This window comes from Elusimicrobium sp. An273 (assembly GCF_002159705.1).
Lineage (GTDB): Bacteria > Elusimicrobiota > Elusimicrobia > Elusimicrobiales > Elusimicrobiaceae > Avelusimicrobium > Avelusimicrobium gallicola.
On the sequence record NZ_NFJD01000003.1, the window covers coordinates 231,494 to 247,212 of the forward strand.

The following is a 15,719-nucleotide window of genomic DNA, read 5'->3' on the forward strand; positions in this document are numbered from 1 at the left end:
TTCCCCGGGGATTTTATATATTGCCGTAAAATTTTATTTTTCCGGTTCCGACGGCTCTTTCTTTTTGGGCTCGTACTTAGGAAGCAGTGAAAATAACGCATACGCGCTTAACAGCTGCAGGGTGAACGCCGCCGAAACAAAAACATATTTATAAACGGTCATCGCTTCTACGCTGGGCACAGGGTTGGCTAAATAATAAAACTGCCCTACCCCCCGCAAAAGCGGCACAAACGTAAAATCCGCATTGGTCAGCAACGCAAGCAGCCCTTGCAAAGCGGCCAGCACGCTTACGTAGCGCTCGTGCAGTAAAATAAACACCACCTGCGACACATACAGTACCAAAAAGCCCGCATGCAGGCGCAGCAAAATGCCGTTGGCGGCAATATCCCGCCACACCAGAAAAAAATTAACAAACGCCCCAAACAGACAAAAGAAAAAGATAATCTTTACCCATATGTTCAGCGCGAAATAACGTTTTATCAATTTTCCCATAACTTTACCGCGAAAACGCCAGCGTTTCTTTTTGTTTGTGGCGCACAAGCGCCATTTCAATCAGTCGGTTTAAAATAGCCGTATAATCTTCCCCGCACGCTTCAAATAACTGCGGGAAAAGGCTCGTTTCACTCATTCCGGGCAAGGTATTGATTTCCGAAAAGTAGTACGCGCCGTTTTTATCCATCAAAAAGTCCACCCGCGCCAGCCCGCTGCCGCGCAGGGCACGGAAAATGCGTTCGCTGTCTTGGCGCATTTTTTGGGCCGTCTGCTCCGGCAGATCCGCCGGCACCTTGGTTTCGCAGCCGCCGGCCGTAATGTATTTGGCTTCGTAGTCAAAAAATTCGCCGGCCAAGTGGCGCAGTTCCCCGCAGGCAGAGGACTTAACCGTTTCGCCGTCGCCGTAAATGGCGCAAAAAATTTCCCGTGCGTGGTCTACTCCTTTTTCAATCATCACATCCGTATCAAACCGCAGGGCAAATTTCACCGCGTCGTTTAGCTGGGATACGTCTTTTACCTTGCGCACCCCCACCGAAGACCCCAGCCGTACCGGCTTTACAAATACCGGAAGCCCCGTTTGCACGGCCCAGTTTTCAAGTTCCTTTTGGTCATAAGCCTTGCCTTTGGAAACCACGCGGTACGGCAGCACCGGCGCACCGGTTTCCCGCGCGATTAACTTGGCAATTTCCTTATCCATCCCTATGGCCGAGGCCAAGACCCCGCAGCCGACATACGGCACCTGTAACGTTTCCAAAAAACCCTGCATCGTACCGTCTTCACAGTTTGTGCCGTGCAGTACCGGAAACACCACATCCGCCCGCAGGCTCCACGAACCGTCCAACGCCGCCAAGTGTACCCCCGGGCGCAGAACCGGCGTGATGGGCAGATCCGCTGGGGTTTGCGGGCCGCAGGAGGATTGCAAAAACCAATATCCCTCTTTGCTGATAAAAACCGGATAAACGGTATATTTGTCTTTTTGCTGCGCCAACAGCCGGCAGACCGTCTGCGCGCTGTGAACGGAAACTTCATGTTCGGTGGATTTACCGCCGTATAGAACCACTAAATTAAGTGCTAACATACCTTCTCTTATAAAAGGCCTGATGAAATTCATCAGGCCGAATGTTTAAAATTATTTATCTTCCCGAAAGATCGACCACTTCATCCTGCCGATAAAACTGTCCGTCTTTTCCAAGAAGTCCTCCCCGTCAAAAAGCGGCTCCGGCTGCGGCACCGGGTCGGCCACTTTTATTTCGGGCAAATCGGCTTCCGTCATCACCTTGGATTTTACCGCTTGGTTCATTTCAACGGGTTTTTCGGAAAGGGGTACTGCCGTTTGAGGCGTTTTTTCCAAAGCCGGGGCGGCAGGAGCGGCCGTTTGCACGGGCGCCTGCGGGGCTGCCGGCTGCGCATTTGCAACAGACGGTTTGGGAGCCGCCGGGCGTGCGGCGGCCGCTTTGCGAAGCGTTTCTTCCTTGGCGGCGCGTTCTTTTTCCTGCACCAGGCGGGCCGCTAACAGGGCCGCGCTTTGGTTGCGCAGCTGCTGGTTTTCTTTGGCCAGTTCTTTTTTCTCGCCTTCCAGCTCTTCCGTTCGTTTTTGCAAACGGGTGCTTTGCAGGGAAAGGGCGGATTTTTCACGCTCCAGCGCTTCTTTTTCCAAGTGAAGCGTTTCTACATTTTTGGATAAATTCTCTTTTTCCGAATCCAGCTGGCGGGTGCGGATGTCCAGCGTGTCTTTTTCCCGCGCCAAAAATTCCACGCGGGAGGCCAGCTGTTCTTTTTCGCGGGTCAAATGCTCGCTGCGCTCTGCCATTTGCGCGCTTTCCTGCTCCAGTTGCTGCGCCCGCGCAGAAAGGGATTCTTTCTCGCGCGCCAAATGTTCGGTATGGGCCGTCATTTCCGCTTTTTCGCGCGACAGCGTTTCGTTGGCGCTTTGCAGGGCGGCGTTATGTTCCGAAAGCGTTTCATTGTGGTGCGTCAGTTCTTCGTTTTGCTGGCCCAAAACCTCAATTTTGTGCTTCAGCTGTTCAATGACGGCATCGTTATTATTGATTTTTTCAACCAATTCTTTGAAATTCTTTTCCAGCAAATCTTTTTCCTGCCGTACGGCATCCAGCGAGGCCTGCGCCTGTTCCAACTCGGCGGCCAAACCGTCGCGCTGGCCTTCCAAGGCGCGCAGCCGCTCGGAAAATACCGCCAGCTGTTTTTGCGCCCGTTTGGAATTGTTGTCTGCCAGCTGGGCCATTTCGTTTTTAAGCGCCACCAATTCTTTTTCTTTCGCTTCCAGGCGGGCCAACGCCTCTTCTTTTTCGGCGGCGGCTTTATGCAGTTTCACATTTTCGGCCTTCAGCGATTCTATTTCCTCCACTTGCTTCATGCACGTGTCGGACATGGCCTGCAGTTGGTTTTCCAAGCTGGAAACTTTTTGCTGGTATTCCTGCTTAATGGAAATAATGCGCCCTTCAAAATCAAACGATTTAAAACGTTCTTCAGCAGCGGTCAGCTGGTCGCGCAGGGAAAGGATTTCCTTGGCCTGCTCCGCCGATTTTTTAAGCGCTTCCATTTTTTCCTGCTGGGCTTTTTTAATTTCCCGGTCTAAAGCGCTGTTGACGGCTTTTAACTGTGAAGCTTTTTGCCGCAGGCTGGTAATAATGCGTTCTTTTTCTTCCCGTTCGGCATGCGTGCGGCCGGTATGGGGAGCGTTGGCCTGGTAATGATAAATGGCGGTATGAGATTCGTCCCCCGCTTGAAACGCAGGCGGAACCGGGTCAAAACTGCGCTGCACGTCCGGCTCGCGGTAAGCAAAACGTTCCTGCTGGGCGCGGGAAAGGTTTTCCACGCTGGCTTTTAAGTTGGCAATGGTGCGGGAAAGATGTTCCAAAAAAGCGTCTTTGTCTTTTTGGCGCTCCATGGCTTCGCGGGTGCGGGCCAATTCAGAAAGGATCAGCTGGTTTTGCGTGGCGGAAGCTTCAAAGCGTTCTTCCAGTTCCACAATTTTCTTTTCCAGTTTTTCAAAGGAACGCTCGTACTGGGCCGGCTTGGCGGGGACGGATCCCTCGCGGGGAGAGTAGCCTTTGTCGGCCGAAGAGGCCGCCGCAAAGGTTTGTTCTTTAAATTTTTCCAAAAATTGGGCAATATCCCCGTGTCCGTCGTATTGATTGTTGTCTAACGCCATGCTGGTTCCCCGTCTAAAAAATCTCTACATTTAATTTAACCACAAACGCCCCGCTACTGTCAACCCCGTTTTCTGACGGCAAAACGCGCTTTTATCCGTGGTCGGGCACAGGCAGTTTGCCGCGCACCGCGCCCACCAAATAGAAAGACCCCGTGCAAAGTATCCGCGGGGATTTGCGGGCCAGCGCCAAGGCTTTCTTCCAATTGGGTTCAAACAGCACCTTGGCCTGCTTGGGCAAAGCCGCCAGCAAATCGGGTTCCCCCGCGCCGCGCACGCTGGGCGGCACCGTTAAAATAATCCGGCTGAAATGCGGGCACAGCAGGGAAAGCATTTTTTTGTAATCCTTGTCTTTCATAAACCCGCACAACAAAGCCGTATCGTGCGTAAAAGGCGTTTTCTGCCAAAATTCCATCAAGAGTTCCACCGCCTGCGGGTTATGCGCGCCGTCTAAAATAAACGTATTTTCGCCCAAGCGCACCATTTCAAACCGGCCGGGCAGCACGACCGTTTCCAGCCCTTTTCTGACGGCCGCTTCGGGCAGTTTAAGCCGCTTGGCCGCCTGATACACCACACAGGCGTTAATCGTTTGCCGCCTGCCCAAGGCGTGCAGCAGCCACTCCTGCCGCTCGCGCGTATGCAGCACCGTTTGGTTGTTTACAAAATCATACGCGTATTCGTAAAAAGGTTCTCCCTCGCCAACAAACACAAGCGGGGCTTTTTTTTCTTTGGCAATTTTTCGAATAACGTCGCGCGCGGCGGGATTGACCGTGCCGCTGATGACGGGCACGCCGGGTTTAATAATGCCGGCTTTTTCGTAAGCAATTTGCGAAAGGCTGGAGCCCAAATACTGCATATGATCCAATCCGATGGACGTAATCAGCGTGAGCACCGGGCGGCAGACGTTGGTAGGGTCTTTGCGGCCGCCCATGCCGGTTTCCAGCACGACGTATTCCGCCTGCTGTTTGGCAAAATAAACAAGCGCGGCCGCCGTTAAAATCTCAAAAAAATTCAGTTCTTCCTCTTCTTCCTGAAAGACCTCCAGCACCGCTTGGGAAAAGCGCTGTTTGGAAACGGGCACCCCGTTTAGCTGAATTCTCTCCGTGGCAGACACCAAATGCGGCGAAACAAAAAGCCCCGTCTTATACCCGGCACATTCCAACGTACGCGCCAACATGGTGCAGACGGATCCTTTCCCGTTTGTACCCGCCACGTGGATAATTTTGTAGCGGTTTTGCGGGTTTCCCAGGCGTTCCAACAGCCGGGCAAAACCGTCCAGTCCCGCGCCGCAGCCGATGCCGGAGCGTTTTAAAATATAGTTAAATACAATATCAAAACTCATTTTTATCGGGGTTATACCGGCGGATGTCCGCCCCCAGAGCGGTTAATTTCTGTTCCAGGTTTTCATATCCACGGTCAATATGGTACACGCGTTCCACTTCTGTTTCGCCCGGCGCGCACAAGCCGGCAATTACCAACGCCATTCCGCCGCGCAGGTCGGACGCTTGCACATGGGCGGCCGAAAGTTCCTTTACCCCCGTTACGCGCGCCACGCTTTTCTCGGTAACGATATCCGCCCCCATCCGCACCAGCTCGGGGGCGTGCATAAAGCGGTTTTCAAAAATATCTTCGTCCACTTCCGCCGTTCCGTCGCACAGGGTCATCAGCGTCATCCACGGGGCCTGCAAATCGGTTGCAAACCCGGGATACGGCGCCGTGCGCACGCGCACGGGCTTGATGGCACCTTCGTACGGAAGAACATGAATGGCGTCTTTTTGAATATCCAGCGTAAAACCGGCTTCCTGCAGGTCTTCCCATAAAATGGAATTGTGCTCCGGCACGCAGCCGCTGACGGTAACATCCCCGCGGGTGGCGCACGCCGCCAACACGTAGGAACCCGTTTCAATGCGGTCGGCCACTACCGTATGTTCCGCCCCGTGCAGGGCCGTTTTGCCGTGCACAATAAGCTGGCCTTTTTCGCCTTGGCGGATATCCGCCCCCATTTTATTTAAGAAGGCAATTACGTCGTCCACTTCCGGCTCTTTGGCCACGTTTTCCAACACCGTTTCGCCGGGGATCAGACACGCGCACATCAGCAGGTTCTGCGTGGCGCCCACACTGGGGAAACGCAGTACAATTTTGGCGGGAGTCAATTCTCGGGCCCGCAAAATCACGTTGCCCGCTTTGGTTTCGCACTCGGCGCCCAGTTTTTCAAATCCTTTCAAATGAATATCCACCGGCCGCACGCCAATGGCGCAGCCGCCGGGCAGCGGAATTTCGGCCGTTTTAAACCGGGCCAAAAGCGGCCCCGCCACCCAAAAGCTCGCGCGCATTTGCTTGACCAGTTCATACGGCAGGGTGTTTTTGAGCGTACCGTCGGCCGTGATGGTGGCGGTATTGTCCTTATACTCCACTTTTTTGCCCAAGTATTCCAAAATTTTAAGCGTGGTGCGCACGTCGCGCAAATTGGGAACGCGGTGCAAAACGCAGGGCTCGTCAGTCAATAAAGTGGCTACCAAAATGGGAAGGGCGGCGTTTTTGCTGCCGCTTATGTGAACGGTTCCGTGTAGTTTTTTTCCGCCGTGAATAATAAATCTGTCCATACGATCTCCTAAAAATAAAAAGTTATTTCCTGCGGGCAAATACAAACCGCTCTATGTTAAATATATCTTTTTTTACTTCGGCCTTCCACCCGATTTCCATCAGCCCCCGCGCCAGCGGCCACGGCTGGCCTTGGCAGAGTTCCAGCGCCAAGAGCCCCCCGGGGTTCAGGTATCCGTCCGCCGCTTCGCACAGCGGGCGCGTAACGGCGTAGCCGTCTTCCCCCCCGTCAAGCGCCAGGCGCGGCTCGTGTTTTACTTCGCGCGTCAGGCCCGCCAGCTGCGCCGTGGGAATATAGGGCGGGTTGGAAATAATCAGATCAAAGGTGCCCATGACGTTTTCCCACAAATCGCTTTGCAAAAATTGAATGCGCGTGTCCACGCGGTGCAGGCGGGCGTTTTCCTGCGCGACGCGCAGCGCCGCGGCCGAAATATCCACCGCCAAGACCGCCGCGTTTGGAAATTTATTTGCCAAAGCCACCGCAATGCAGCCGCTGCCGGTGCACATATCCAAAAACGTATACCGGCCCTGCCGCTCAAATTGTGCGGCGCAGCGCTCCACCAATTCTTCCGTTTCCGGGCGGGGCGTCAGTACGTCCGGCGTCACGCGGATGTCCAGCCCGCAAAACGGCTGCATCCCTACAATATGCGAAAGCGGCTCGCCCGCTTCTTTGCGGGCCAGCAGGCGGGAAAACAAAGCTTCTTTGTCGGCGGGGAAAGGCTCCCCCCCGTTTGCCAGCACCCACGTGCGGCTTACGCCCAGCACATGGGCCAAAAGCCACTGGGCATTGGCCTGGGGCTCATCGGAGCCTGCGGCCTCCAGCCGTTGGACGGCGCCTTGCAAAACGTGTGAAATAGTCGGCATAACGTTTCCTTGTAAAAAAGCCGGACGGCGAGATCCCGTCCGGCCTGTGGCAATAAACGGCGTTAAATTTGCAGATTTTTTAATTTTTGTTCCACGCGGTAGGCGCGCAAATCTTCCAAAATCGGCCCGATGTTGCCTTCCATAATTTCCATTAAGTTGTGGTAAGACTTGTCGGTGCGGTGGTCGGTTACGCGGCTTTGCGGGAAGTTATACGTGCGGATTTTTTCCGAACGGTCGCCCGTGCCCACCTGCGCTTTGCGTTCGTCGTAAATTTCTTTGTTGCGCTTTTCTTCTTCAATCTGGTACAGTTTGGCACGCAGCATAGCCATGGCTTTTTCGCGGTTTTTGCCCTGGTGGCGTTCTTCGCGGCAGGAAACTACGATTCCCGTCGGTTTATGGATGATGCGCACCGCCGTTTCCACCTTGTTTACGTTCTGGCCGCCCGCCCCGCCGGAACGGCAGGTTTCCATTTCCAAATCTTCCGGGCGGATTTCAATGTCAATTTCTTCGGCTTCCGGCATAATGGCTACGGTAACGGTAGAAGTATGCACGCGGCCGGCCGTTTCGGTGTCGGGCACGCGCTGCACGCGGTGGGTGCCGGCCTCGTTGCGAAGCCACGAGTACGCGCCTTCCCCTTTAATAAACATACTGACGTATTTGCACCCCTTCAGGCCGGTGGGCGTATATTCCAAAATTTCGGTCGTCCAGCCCTTGGTTTGCGCAAAATGTTGATACACGCGCAGCAGTTCCGCCGCAAACAGGGCGGCTTCGTCACCGCCGGCGCCGGGGCGAATTTCCAGATAGATGTTTTTGGAATCGTTGGGATCGGGCGGAATGACCAAAATACGCAGTTCCTTTTGCAGCTGGGGCAGCTTGGCTTCCAGTTCCGCCAGCTCATCCGCCGCCATTTTGACAAGCTCTTTATCCTCGCCGGCTTCAATCATGGCGCGGTCGTCGGCGATGGCTTTTTCGGCGGCGTTGATTTCCTGTTCTTTTTCAATAATCGGTTTTAAAAACGCATGGCGTTTGGCTTTCTCCGCCAATTCTTGGCTGGAGAGCTGACCGGAAGCAAGTTCTTCTTCCAACTGTTTAAATTCGGTTACGTATTTGGTGGTATCCATACAATTCCTTTCCGCAGACGCTCGGCCCGGGACTGCAAAGAAAAAGAGCAGACCCCCTTTCGGACAGTCTGCTCTTTTGTAAAACGGCTGCTATTTGGCTTCGGCTTCGGCCTTTTTGGCAGCGGCTTTTTTGGCCGGTTTCTTGGCGGCCGCCTTTTTGGCGACAACCGGTTTCTTGACGAGTTTGGCCTTGGCCTTTACTTCGGTTTTCGGTTTGCGAACCATCGTTTTGCCTTCGGTTTTCGCAAAGCGTTTGTTGAATTTTTCCACCATACCTTCGGTGTCCAGTAATTTTTGTTTGCCGGTGAAGAACGGGTGGCAGGCAGAGCAAATGTCAAGCTTTAAAGTTTTGGCCGTGGAGCGGGTCATAAATCTGTTTCCGCACGCGCAGACGGCTTCTACGAATTCGTAAGTAGGATGTATTTTCTCTTTCATTTTAGTCTTCCTTTAAAAATCTTATAGTTTATTTTACCATATATTGCGGGTTTTGGGAAAGCAAATTCTTTTCCCCCGCGCTAGAAAGCGTTCACTTCCATTTGTTTGAAAAAGTCTTTATTGGACTTGGTGGCGGACAGTTTTTCCAGCAACAGCGTCATCGCATCCACCGAGCTTAACGGCGCCAGCACCTTGCGCATAATCCAGACTTTGTTGAGTTCATCTTCCGAGAGGAGCAGGTTTTCCTTGCGGGTAGAGCTGCGGTTGATGTCCACCGCCGGGAAAATGCGCCGTTCGGAGAGTTTGCGATCCAAGCACAGTTCGCTGTTGCCCGTACCTTTGAACTCTTCAAAAATCACTTCGTCCATCCGGCTGCCGGTTTCAATCATCGCGGTGGCGATAATCGTCAGCGAGCCGCCTTCTTCTATATTGCGCGCGGCGCCCAAAAAGCGTTTGGGCTTTTGCAGCGAAGTCGCTTCCAAACCGCCCGTCAGCACCCGCCCGGAGGACGGCGCCACCGTGTTGTACGCACGGGCCAGACGCGTAATGGAGTCCAGCAAAATCACCACGTCTTTGCCCTGTTCGGCCAGGCGTTTGGCTTTTTCCAGCACCATTTCGGCCACTTGTACGTGGCGGTCGGCCGGTTCGTCAAACGTAGAAGCCACGACTTCGCCTTTTACGCTGCGGCTCATGTCGGTTACTTCTTCGGGGCGTTCGTCAATAAGCAAGACCATCAATACGGCGTCTTTGTAATTTTCCGCAATGGAGCGGGCAATGGCCTGCAAAATCATCGTTTTACCGCTTTTGGGCGGCGCCACAATCAGCGCGCGCTGTCCTTTGCCGATAGGGGCAATCAAATCAATCACGCGCTGGGTAAGCGAGTTTTTATCCAGTTCCAAGGTAAACCGTTCGTTGGGGTGAAGCGGCGTTAAGTTTTCAAACAGCGGGCGGTTGTACACTTTGTCCGAGTCAACGCCGTTTACTTTTTGCACCTGCAGCATGGCAAAGAAACGTTCGTTGTCTTTCGGCGGGCGGATGAGGCCTTCAATCGTATCGCCTTTGCGCAGGCCGAAGCGTTTAATCTGGGAAGGAGAAACATAAATATCTTCCGCGCCCGCCAAATAGTTGTTTTCTTCCGAGCGCAAAAAGCCAAAGCCGTCCGGCAGAATTTCCAGCACACCCCCGCCGTATACCGAGCCGTTTTGCTTGGCCTGTACGGCCACAATCCGCCCGATCAGCTCCTGCTTGCGCAGGCCGGAGATGTCTTCCAAATTATAATTGACGGCCAGCTTCGTCAGTTCCGGCATGCTTAATTTATTCAGCGCGCGGGCATCCATCGGTTTGGCGCCGTTGGGCTGGCGCGGCGCGGCGGCCGCCGTGTTTTTTTGCATCGGCCGGGCCGGGCGGGCCGGGCGTTGGGTTTTGGTTTCTTCGGCGACGGCCGGTTTGGCCGGCTTGGTTTCTTTGGCAGGTTTTGCGGTTTTTTCCTGCGGGATGATTTCTTCCATGTTTGCTCCTTACTTCAATGCGTAAATAGTGTTTAACGCCTGACACAGACGTTTGATTTTTAACCCCAAATCGGTTTTGCTGCCCCGGTTGGCCAATACGATATCGGCCCGGCGCACTTTTTCGCTTTCCGGCAGCTGCCCGGCCACCCGCCGTTTGTATTCGGCCAAGGTAAGGCCCCGGGCTTTTAAGCGGGCGGGGAGCGTACGCTCGTCGCCCAGCAGGGTAATGGTTAAATCGGTTTTCCGGTTCCAGCCCGCTTCAAACAAAAGCGGTACTTCAAACACGATGATGGGCTGCGGGGCCTGCTTGATTTGTTTGGCCGCCAGCGCCCACACCTTTGGGTGCAAATACTTTTCCAGTTTCCGGCGGGCGGATTCGTCGGCAAATACGCAGCGCGCCACTTCGGCGGGCTTGCACGAGCCAAACCAGCGGACAATTTGCTTTTGAACGGCCGGCGCTTGGTACAATTGACGCACCAGCTCGTCGGCAGAGATGACCCCGGCCCCGTTCCGGGCAAAGTACGACAGGGCCGTACTCTTGCCGCTTAAAATACTGCCGGTAAGTCCCACCACCAGCTTATCTTTAGCGCGTAAATTCATAAAGGCAGTTTTTCCAGCTCGTACCAATTTTTGCCGGCTTTTGCACTGGCCAAAAGCGGCACCCGCAAGTGCACGGCGTTTTGCATCAGCTCTTTAATGTGGGCCGCCGCTTCGGTTAACTGCTGCTGCGGCAATTCAAAAATCAGCTCGTCATGCACCTGCATGGTCATTTGGACGGGCGTCCCCCGGTAAGCGGTAAAAACGTCAATCATCGCTTTTTTGATGATATCGGCCGACCCGCCCTGCACAATCGTGTTGATGGCGGCCCGCTGGGCAAAAGAAGCCATTGCCCCTACACCCATATTAAACTCCGGCAGATACCGCACATGGCCCAGCATGGTTTTTACATATCCGTTTTGGCGGGCGGCAGCGATGTTTTTGTCAATCCATTCCCGCACCACGCGGAAATTTTTAAAATAATTGTCTATGTATTCTTTTGCTTCTCGCATGGAGATGCCGAGCGATTGGGAAAGGCCCATGGGGCCCTGTCCATAAATAATACCAAAATTAATTGCCTTTGCACTAGAGCGCATCTGGTCGGTTACCATCAGCGGCATCACGCCAAAAATCTGCGCGGCCGTTTGGGTGTGGATGTCTCCCCCGTCCCAAAACGCCTGCATCAGCACCGGATCCTGGCTTTCGTGCGCCAGTACGCGAAGGTCAATCTGCGAATAGTCTACGCTTAACAGCACATTCCCCGGCGCCGCACAAAACGCTTTGCGAAGCAGGCGGCCTTTTTCCGTACGGACGGGGATATTTTGCAAGTTGGGGCTGGAACTGGACAAACGCCCCGTTACCGTGCCCGTTTGATCCAAATACGAATGCACTTTATCGTTTTCGTCCGCCATTAAAAGCAGATTGTCCACATACGTGCTTTTGAGTTTATTATTGGCGCGGTACTCCAAAATGGCCCGGGCAATGGGATGGGTTTGGGCGATTTGCTCCAAGACCGCTTCATCCGTGGAATAGCCCGTTTTGGTTTTTTTGACGGGCGGAATTTTCATTTCTTCAAACAAAAGCGTGCCCAGCTGTTTGGTGGAGTTAATGTTGACGGGATAACCGGCGTAGCCGTCAATTTCTTTTTGCAGGCGGGCGATTTCCTGCTCCAATAGCGCCTTAAAACTTTCCAGCCAGCCTGGATCAATGCGAAACCCGGCAAACTCCATATCCGACAGCACCATCATCAGCGGCAGTTCCAGCGTGCGGTACAATTCGTACTGGCCGCTTTGCTGCAGTTTTTGGGTAAGTTGTTCCTTAAGCGGCCAAATAAAACGGTTGTATTCCCACAGCAGCGCACGGGGGTCTTCCTCGCTGACGGTAGCCGAAAAATACTCCAAACACGCACCGGAAAAACTTAAATCGCCCGACGGATCCAACAGATATTTGGCCAGGCGTCCGTCAAAACAAGAAATAAACTGCCCGTGCACGTTGATATCCAGCTCGCGCAGGGTCAGTTTTAAATCGTAACCGATTTTTTCAACGGCGTCGTTTTCTATGATTTTTTTAAGGGCGTCCAACTCCCACGGCTCCACTTCGCTAAGCGGCACCACCGCGGCCTCGCGGGCGTTTAATCCCACCGCCAAAAAATCATCCTGCGTGTGCACAAACACCGCCCCGCTTTGCCCGGCCCGGTTTAAGACGTCCTGCAGGGACATCTCCACCCGCGTTTCTTGCGCAACGACAGCGGCCGCCGGACGGGGCGCTTGGAAAAAATCCAGCAAATTTTTAAATTCGTAATGCGCAAACAACGCGGAAAGTTTTTCGGCATCCGGGGTGCGCACGCGGTAATCTTCCAGCGAAAAGGGCATTTGCAAATTAGGATCCAACACCACCAGCTGTTTGGAGAGCAAAGCCTCCCCCTCATGGGCCAGAATTTTTTTGGCCAAGGCCGGTTTTAAATCGGGGTTATCGTTTTGGGCGGCGCGGATGATGTCTTCCAAGTGGCCGAATTTGTGAATCAACTCCACCGCGCTTTTGGGGCCGACCCCCATGACGCCCGGGATATTGTCCGCCGCGTCCCCCACGATAGAAAAATAATCCGGCAGGAAAGGTACGTCTACGCCAAATTTTTCTTGCGCGGCTTCCGGCCCTTTAAAGCCGTCTTTGCCGCCGGAAGGCCAAATGTGAATCCAATCATTTAAAAATTGATATACGTCTTTGTCCGACGTTACCAGCACACTGGGCACCTGTTGCTTGGCGGCGCTTAACGCCAAAAACGCCATTAAATCATCGGCTTCAATGCCGTCTTGTGCCACCACTTTCAGCCCCAGCGTATCCACCAGTTCCCGCGCCAAATTCAGCTGGCTGACCAACGCGTCATCGGGTTTTTTGCGGTTTGCTTTGTACGAAGGCAAAAGCGCTTTGCGCCGCGCGCAGCCGCCCGGGGAATCAAAACACACCGCCACATAGGCCGGGTTTTGCTCGCGCAGCATTTTAATCAGCCACCGCACAAACCCGTACAGCGCCCCCACTTCCTGCCCCGACGAAGTGGATAACTTCGGCAAAGCATGATAGTTGCGGTGCAGAAAACCGTGTGCGTCAATTAAAAAAAACTGGGGAGAAAAATTGTTCATAAGGGAAAAAAGGCGGGGAACGAAAACGGCCCGCCCTCCTTAAAAGAGGGCGGGCGAAAAGAACTATTTCAAGGAATCTACTTGCGTGCTGATTTCTTTCGTCAACGCAGCTTCCATTTTATCCGAATAGCCGGACTTGAAATACATCACGGCATCGTTATAGGCCACTACAAACGTAGGCAGATACAAGATGCCCCATTTGTCTTTTAAAAACGTACCGTCAGCCGCGGCAACGTCCTCTTCCACGTCCAATACGTAGAAATGCACGTTCTTCTCCGAGGCGTATTTTTTCATCAGCGCCGGAAAAAGCGTCTGCTGCGCCAAGTGGCATCCCCCGCAGTAAGGAGCGGAAAACAACACCACGTACACCTCGTCTTTTTTCATAGACGCATAGGCTTTGCTGGTCAGTTTCGGCAAAGCGCCCGCCTGCTGGGCAAAGCCAAGCTGCGCGCAAGCCAATACCGCCACCGCAACAAATACAGAGAGAATAACTTTTTTCATATCGCCATCCTTATAACAAGGCGTTCAGTTTTTCCTGCAAAGCCGCCTTGGATTGCAATCCCACCGTTTGGCCGACCACTTCGCCGTCTTTAAAGAAAATAATGGTAGGAATGGAGGTAATGCGGTATTTGGAACTGGTGTCCGTGCCTTCGTCCACATTCAATTTGCAGACTTTTACTTTCCCGGCATATTCATTGGCAATTTCTTCCACCACCGGGCCCAACATACGGCACGGGCCGCACCACGTCGCCCAAAAATCCACCATCACCGGCCCTTTATGTTTAAGTACTTCCGTTTCAAAATTGGAATCGTTCAAAATAACTTCGCTCATTTTCTGACACCTCGTGCTAAAATGTAAATTATATTTTAGCAAATCTGCTATATTTTTAGACTACCAGACAAAAACCCCCTTGTCAAGGGCCAAAAGACCCAGAAAAACAAAGGACTCTTGCCTGTAAAGCCGCAAAAAAGCCCCGTTTGTTAAAACGGGGCTTTCAAGTTATAATCCGGAACCGGTAACAGAAGTACAATTCAACGTATCAAGCAATAAGCTGCTGGAAGAATTACAGGTCTGTTCTATAACCGTACAACGCTGGAAATTGGAATTTGCATCCATATTGGTAAATTCCCGCGTCTTGGAAGAGCATCCCGAGGCCCCTCCACCAGAGCTTCCGCCTGTATTTTTACAAGGCAAAATTTCCCACGAACACTGGTCATTGCAATAACGGCCCGAATAAGAGGCAAGGACGGGTTGCGTGGTGGTGGTTCCTCCGCTGCTTAAAGACGGATCTTTTAGATTGCTGGAAGACCCGCTTCCTACTACTTCCATGCCGCCGGTAACAGGGCGCGAAACCACAAGTCCGGAGCCTGGTTGCGCAAATCCCCCGCTGGAACAACGGCTGCCGCCCTCCGTAGTAAACGTTCCGGGAGTACACACACCCGTTTCATTCACACAGCTTTCCACCCAATCCCCTTTTACGCATTGGCGCTGGATCACACCGCATTTTCCACAGGCGGTATTCGTATTTTGAATGGTGCCTTCCGCGCAGACCAAATTAAAACAGTCGGAGGCCACCTTATCACACGCACTCCAGGCACCAACCGACCACTCTCCCGTGGCAGAATCACAGCTTACACTGCGCGTTTGAGTACCGCAAAAGTTACACCGCTGCGTAGTGGCAGGTTTTTCGGCCGTGCAAGAGCAGATTAAGGGAGCGCTGCACGTGCTCCAAGAACTCCACCTTCCGGTAGTCGTATCGCAGGTGCGGGTTTGCGTGCCCTTGTTTTGGCATCCGCAACTTTGCGTGGAAGAGCCTACACACGCAATGCTCAGCGATTAACCGGCGCACTCTTCCCCGCTTTGATAATCCGCCCGGGCAATCAATTCTGAACACAACGGATAGTCCTTGTTTAGTTTCAGACATTCTTCTTCATTTTCACAGCACAGCCGGCCGTCTCTATAGGACGGCATTTTTAATGTATAGCCATATTTTCCCTTGCTCTGGGCTTCGATGCCGGTAGTGCTGGCATTATAAACAAAGTTTTTCGTCTCTTTGGAAGGCACAATATCGGACAGTTTGGACAAATCCGATATATAATCCTTATCCAAGGCACAACGTTTTTCCTGCTCAATACGAACAGCCGCCATCAGTTCTTCCGCTTCCGTCGTTTTGCGCGTTTCTATCACTTTGCTAAATTTAGGAAGCACCACGGCCGCCAATACGCCAATTACTATTACAACTACCAGTAATTCGGTCAGCGTAAATGCTTTCTTTTTATGTGTAAACGCAGGAGTTCCTCTCTAGTTGATTATAATCACTGCTAGCACATAAAAAGAAAATTTTAATATAAAATT

At 52.9% G+C, this 15,719-nt stretch carries 15 protein-coding genes and 1 pseudogene; all 16 read right to left on the reverse strand.

The features are described 5' to 3' along the window. Positions 1 to 33: 33 nt before the first annotated feature. Positions 34 to 492 (reverse strand): hypothetical protein, encoded by a 459-nt coding sequence (locus B5F75_RS05360; RefSeq protein ID WP_087288717.1) that lies wholly within the window; start codon positions 490 to 492, stop codon positions 34 to 36. Positions 493 to 496: 4 nt separating this feature from the next. Next, positions 497 to 1,570, reverse strand: a complete 1,074-nt coding sequence (locus B5F75_RS05365; protein ID WP_158093785.1) for a D-alanine--D-alanine ligase family protein — start codon at positions 1,568 to 1,570, stop codon at positions 497 to 499. Between the two features lie 51 nt (positions 1,571 to 1,621). Next, positions 1,622 to 3,664 (reverse strand): coiled-coil domain-containing protein, encoded by a 2,043-nt coding sequence (locus B5F75_RS05370; protein ID WP_087288720.1) that lies wholly within the window; start codon positions 3,662 to 3,664, stop codon positions 1,622 to 1,624. A 91-nt stretch (positions 3,665 to 3,755) separates the two neighbouring features. Next, positions 3,756 to 5,003: a bifunctional folylpolyglutamate synthase/dihydrofolate synthase gene (locus B5F75_RS05375; RefSeq protein ID WP_087288722.1), complete on the reverse strand. Its 1,248-nt coding sequence runs from the start codon at positions 5,001 to 5,003 to the stop codon at positions 3,756 to 3,758. Continuing rightward, the gene (murA, locus tag B5F75_RS05380) at positions 4,993 to 6,264 is read right to left on the reverse strand and encodes a UDP-N-acetylglucosamine 1-carboxyvinyltransferase (protein WP_087288724.1); all 1,272 of its coding nucleotides are present in this window, start codon (positions 6,262 to 6,264) and stop codon (positions 4,993 to 4,995) included. Before murA ends, B5F75_RS05375 begins: the two co-directional genes overlap by 11 nt. A 22-nt stretch (positions 6,265 to 6,286) precedes the next feature. After that, positions 6,287 to 7,126, reverse strand: a complete 840-nt coding sequence (gene prmC, locus B5F75_RS05385) for a peptide chain release factor N(5)-glutamine methyltransferase (protein ID WP_087288726.1) — start codon at positions 7,124 to 7,126, stop codon at positions 6,287 to 6,289. Between the two features lie 62 nt (positions 7,127 to 7,188). Further along, a complete protein-coding gene (prfA, locus tag B5F75_RS05390) occupies positions 7,189 to 8,247 on the reverse strand; it encodes a peptide chain release factor 1 (protein WP_087288728.1) in 1,059 nt (352 codons plus the stop codon). A gap of 90 nt (positions 8,248 to 8,337) precedes the next feature. Beyond that, on the reverse strand, positions 8,338 to 8,682 hold the full coding sequence (gene rpmE, locus B5F75_RS07770) for a 50S ribosomal protein L31 (RefSeq protein ID WP_087288729.1): 345 nt from the start codon (positions 8,680 to 8,682) through the stop codon (positions 8,338 to 8,340). Between the two features lie 80 nt (positions 8,683 to 8,762). Further along, a complete protein-coding gene (gene rho / locus B5F75_RS05400; RefSeq protein ID WP_087288851.1) occupies positions 8,763 to 10,019 on the reverse strand; it encodes a transcription termination factor Rho in 1,257 nt (418 codons plus the stop codon). A 180-nt stretch (positions 10,020 to 10,199) separates the two neighbouring features. Further along, positions 10,200 to 10,790 (reverse strand): dephospho-CoA kinase, encoded by a 591-nt coding sequence (coaE, locus tag B5F75_RS05405; protein ID WP_087288730.1) that lies wholly within the window; start codon positions 10,788 to 10,790, stop codon positions 10,200 to 10,202. Then, positions 10,787 to 13,363, reverse strand: coding sequence for a DNA polymerase I (polA, locus tag B5F75_RS05410; RefSeq protein WP_087288733.1), 2,577 nt, complete (start codon positions 13,361 to 13,363; stop codon positions 10,787 to 10,789). The genes coaE and polA overlap by 4 nt, the downstream gene beginning before the upstream one ends. A gap of 63 nt (positions 13,364 to 13,426) precedes the next feature. Continuing rightward, positions 13,427 to 13,864, reverse strand: a complete 438-nt coding sequence (locus B5F75_RS05415) for a thioredoxin family protein (protein ID WP_087288735.1) — start codon at positions 13,862 to 13,864, stop codon at positions 13,427 to 13,429. A 10-nt stretch (positions 13,865 to 13,874) separates the two neighbouring features. Next, positions 13,875 to 14,195, reverse strand: coding sequence for a thioredoxin (trxA, locus tag B5F75_RS05420; protein WP_087288737.1), 321 nt, complete (start codon positions 14,193 to 14,195; stop codon positions 13,875 to 13,877). 168 nt (positions 14,196 to 14,363) lie between these two features. Further along, entirely contained in the window at positions 14,364 to 14,939 is a 576-nt protein-coding gene (locus B5F75_RS05425) for a hypothetical protein (protein WP_087288740.1), read from the reverse strand. Between the two features lie 261 nt (positions 14,940 to 15,200). Further along, positions 15,201 to 15,572, reverse strand: a complete 372-nt coding sequence (locus tag B5F75_RS05430; RefSeq protein WP_239406350.1) for a hypothetical protein — start codon at positions 15,570 to 15,572, stop codon at positions 15,201 to 15,203. After that, positions 15,573 to 15,632 (reverse strand): annotated as a pseudogene (locus tag B5F75_RS07785) (prepilin-type N-terminal cleavage/methylation domain-containing protein); the annotation flags it as partial. Positions 15,633 to 15,719 lie beyond the last annotated feature (87 nt).

Bases quoted from the DNA above. Each gene is read 5' to 3' on its own strand.
- B5F75_RS05365 (WP_158093785.1), bottom strand. From the start codon at position 1,570: ATGTTAGCACTTAATTTAGTGGTTCTATACGGCGGTAAATCCACCGAA.
- B5F75_RS05415 (WP_087288735.1), bottom strand. From the start codon at position 13,864: ATGAAAAAAGTTATTCTCTCTGTATTTGTTGCGGTGGCGGTATTGGCT.
- prmC (WP_087288726.1), bottom strand. From the start codon at position 7,126: ATGCCGACTATTTCACACGTTTTGCAAGGCGCCGTCCAACGGCTGGAG.
- murA (WP_087288724.1), bottom strand. From the start codon at position 6,264: ATGGACAGATTTATTATTCACGGCGGAAAAAAACTACACGGAACCGTT.
- B5F75_RS05360 (WP_087288717.1), bottom strand. From the start codon at position 492: ATGGGAAAATTGATAAAACGTTATTTCGCGCTGAACATATGGGTAAAG.
- coaE (WP_087288730.1), bottom strand. From the start codon at position 10,790: ATGAATTTACGCGCTAAAGATAAGCTGGTGGTGGGACTTACCGGCAGT.
- B5F75_RS05375 (WP_087288722.1), bottom strand. From the start codon at position 5,003: ATGAGTTTTGATATTGTATTTAACTATATTTTAAAACGCTCCGGCATC.
- polA (WP_087288733.1), bottom strand. From the start codon at position 13,363: ATGAACAATTTTTCTCCCCAGTTTTTTTTAATTGACGCACACGGTTTT.
- rpmE (WP_087288729.1), bottom strand. From the start codon at position 8,682: ATGAAAGAGAAAATACATCCTACTTACGAATTCGTAGAAGCCGTCTGC.
- trxA (WP_087288737.1), bottom strand. From the start codon at position 14,195: ATGAGCGAAGTTATTTTGAACGATTCCAATTTTGAAACGGAAGTACTT.
- prfA (WP_087288728.1), bottom strand. From the start codon at position 8,247: ATGGATACCACCAAATACGTAACCGAATTTAAACAGTTGGAAGAAGAA.
- B5F75_RS05370 (WP_087288720.1), bottom strand. From the start codon at position 3,664: ATGGCGTTAGACAACAATCAATACGACGGACACGGGGATATTGCCCAA.
- rho (WP_087288851.1), bottom strand. From the start codon at position 10,019: ATGGATGCCCGCGCGCTGAATAAATTAAGCATGCCGGAACTGACGAAG.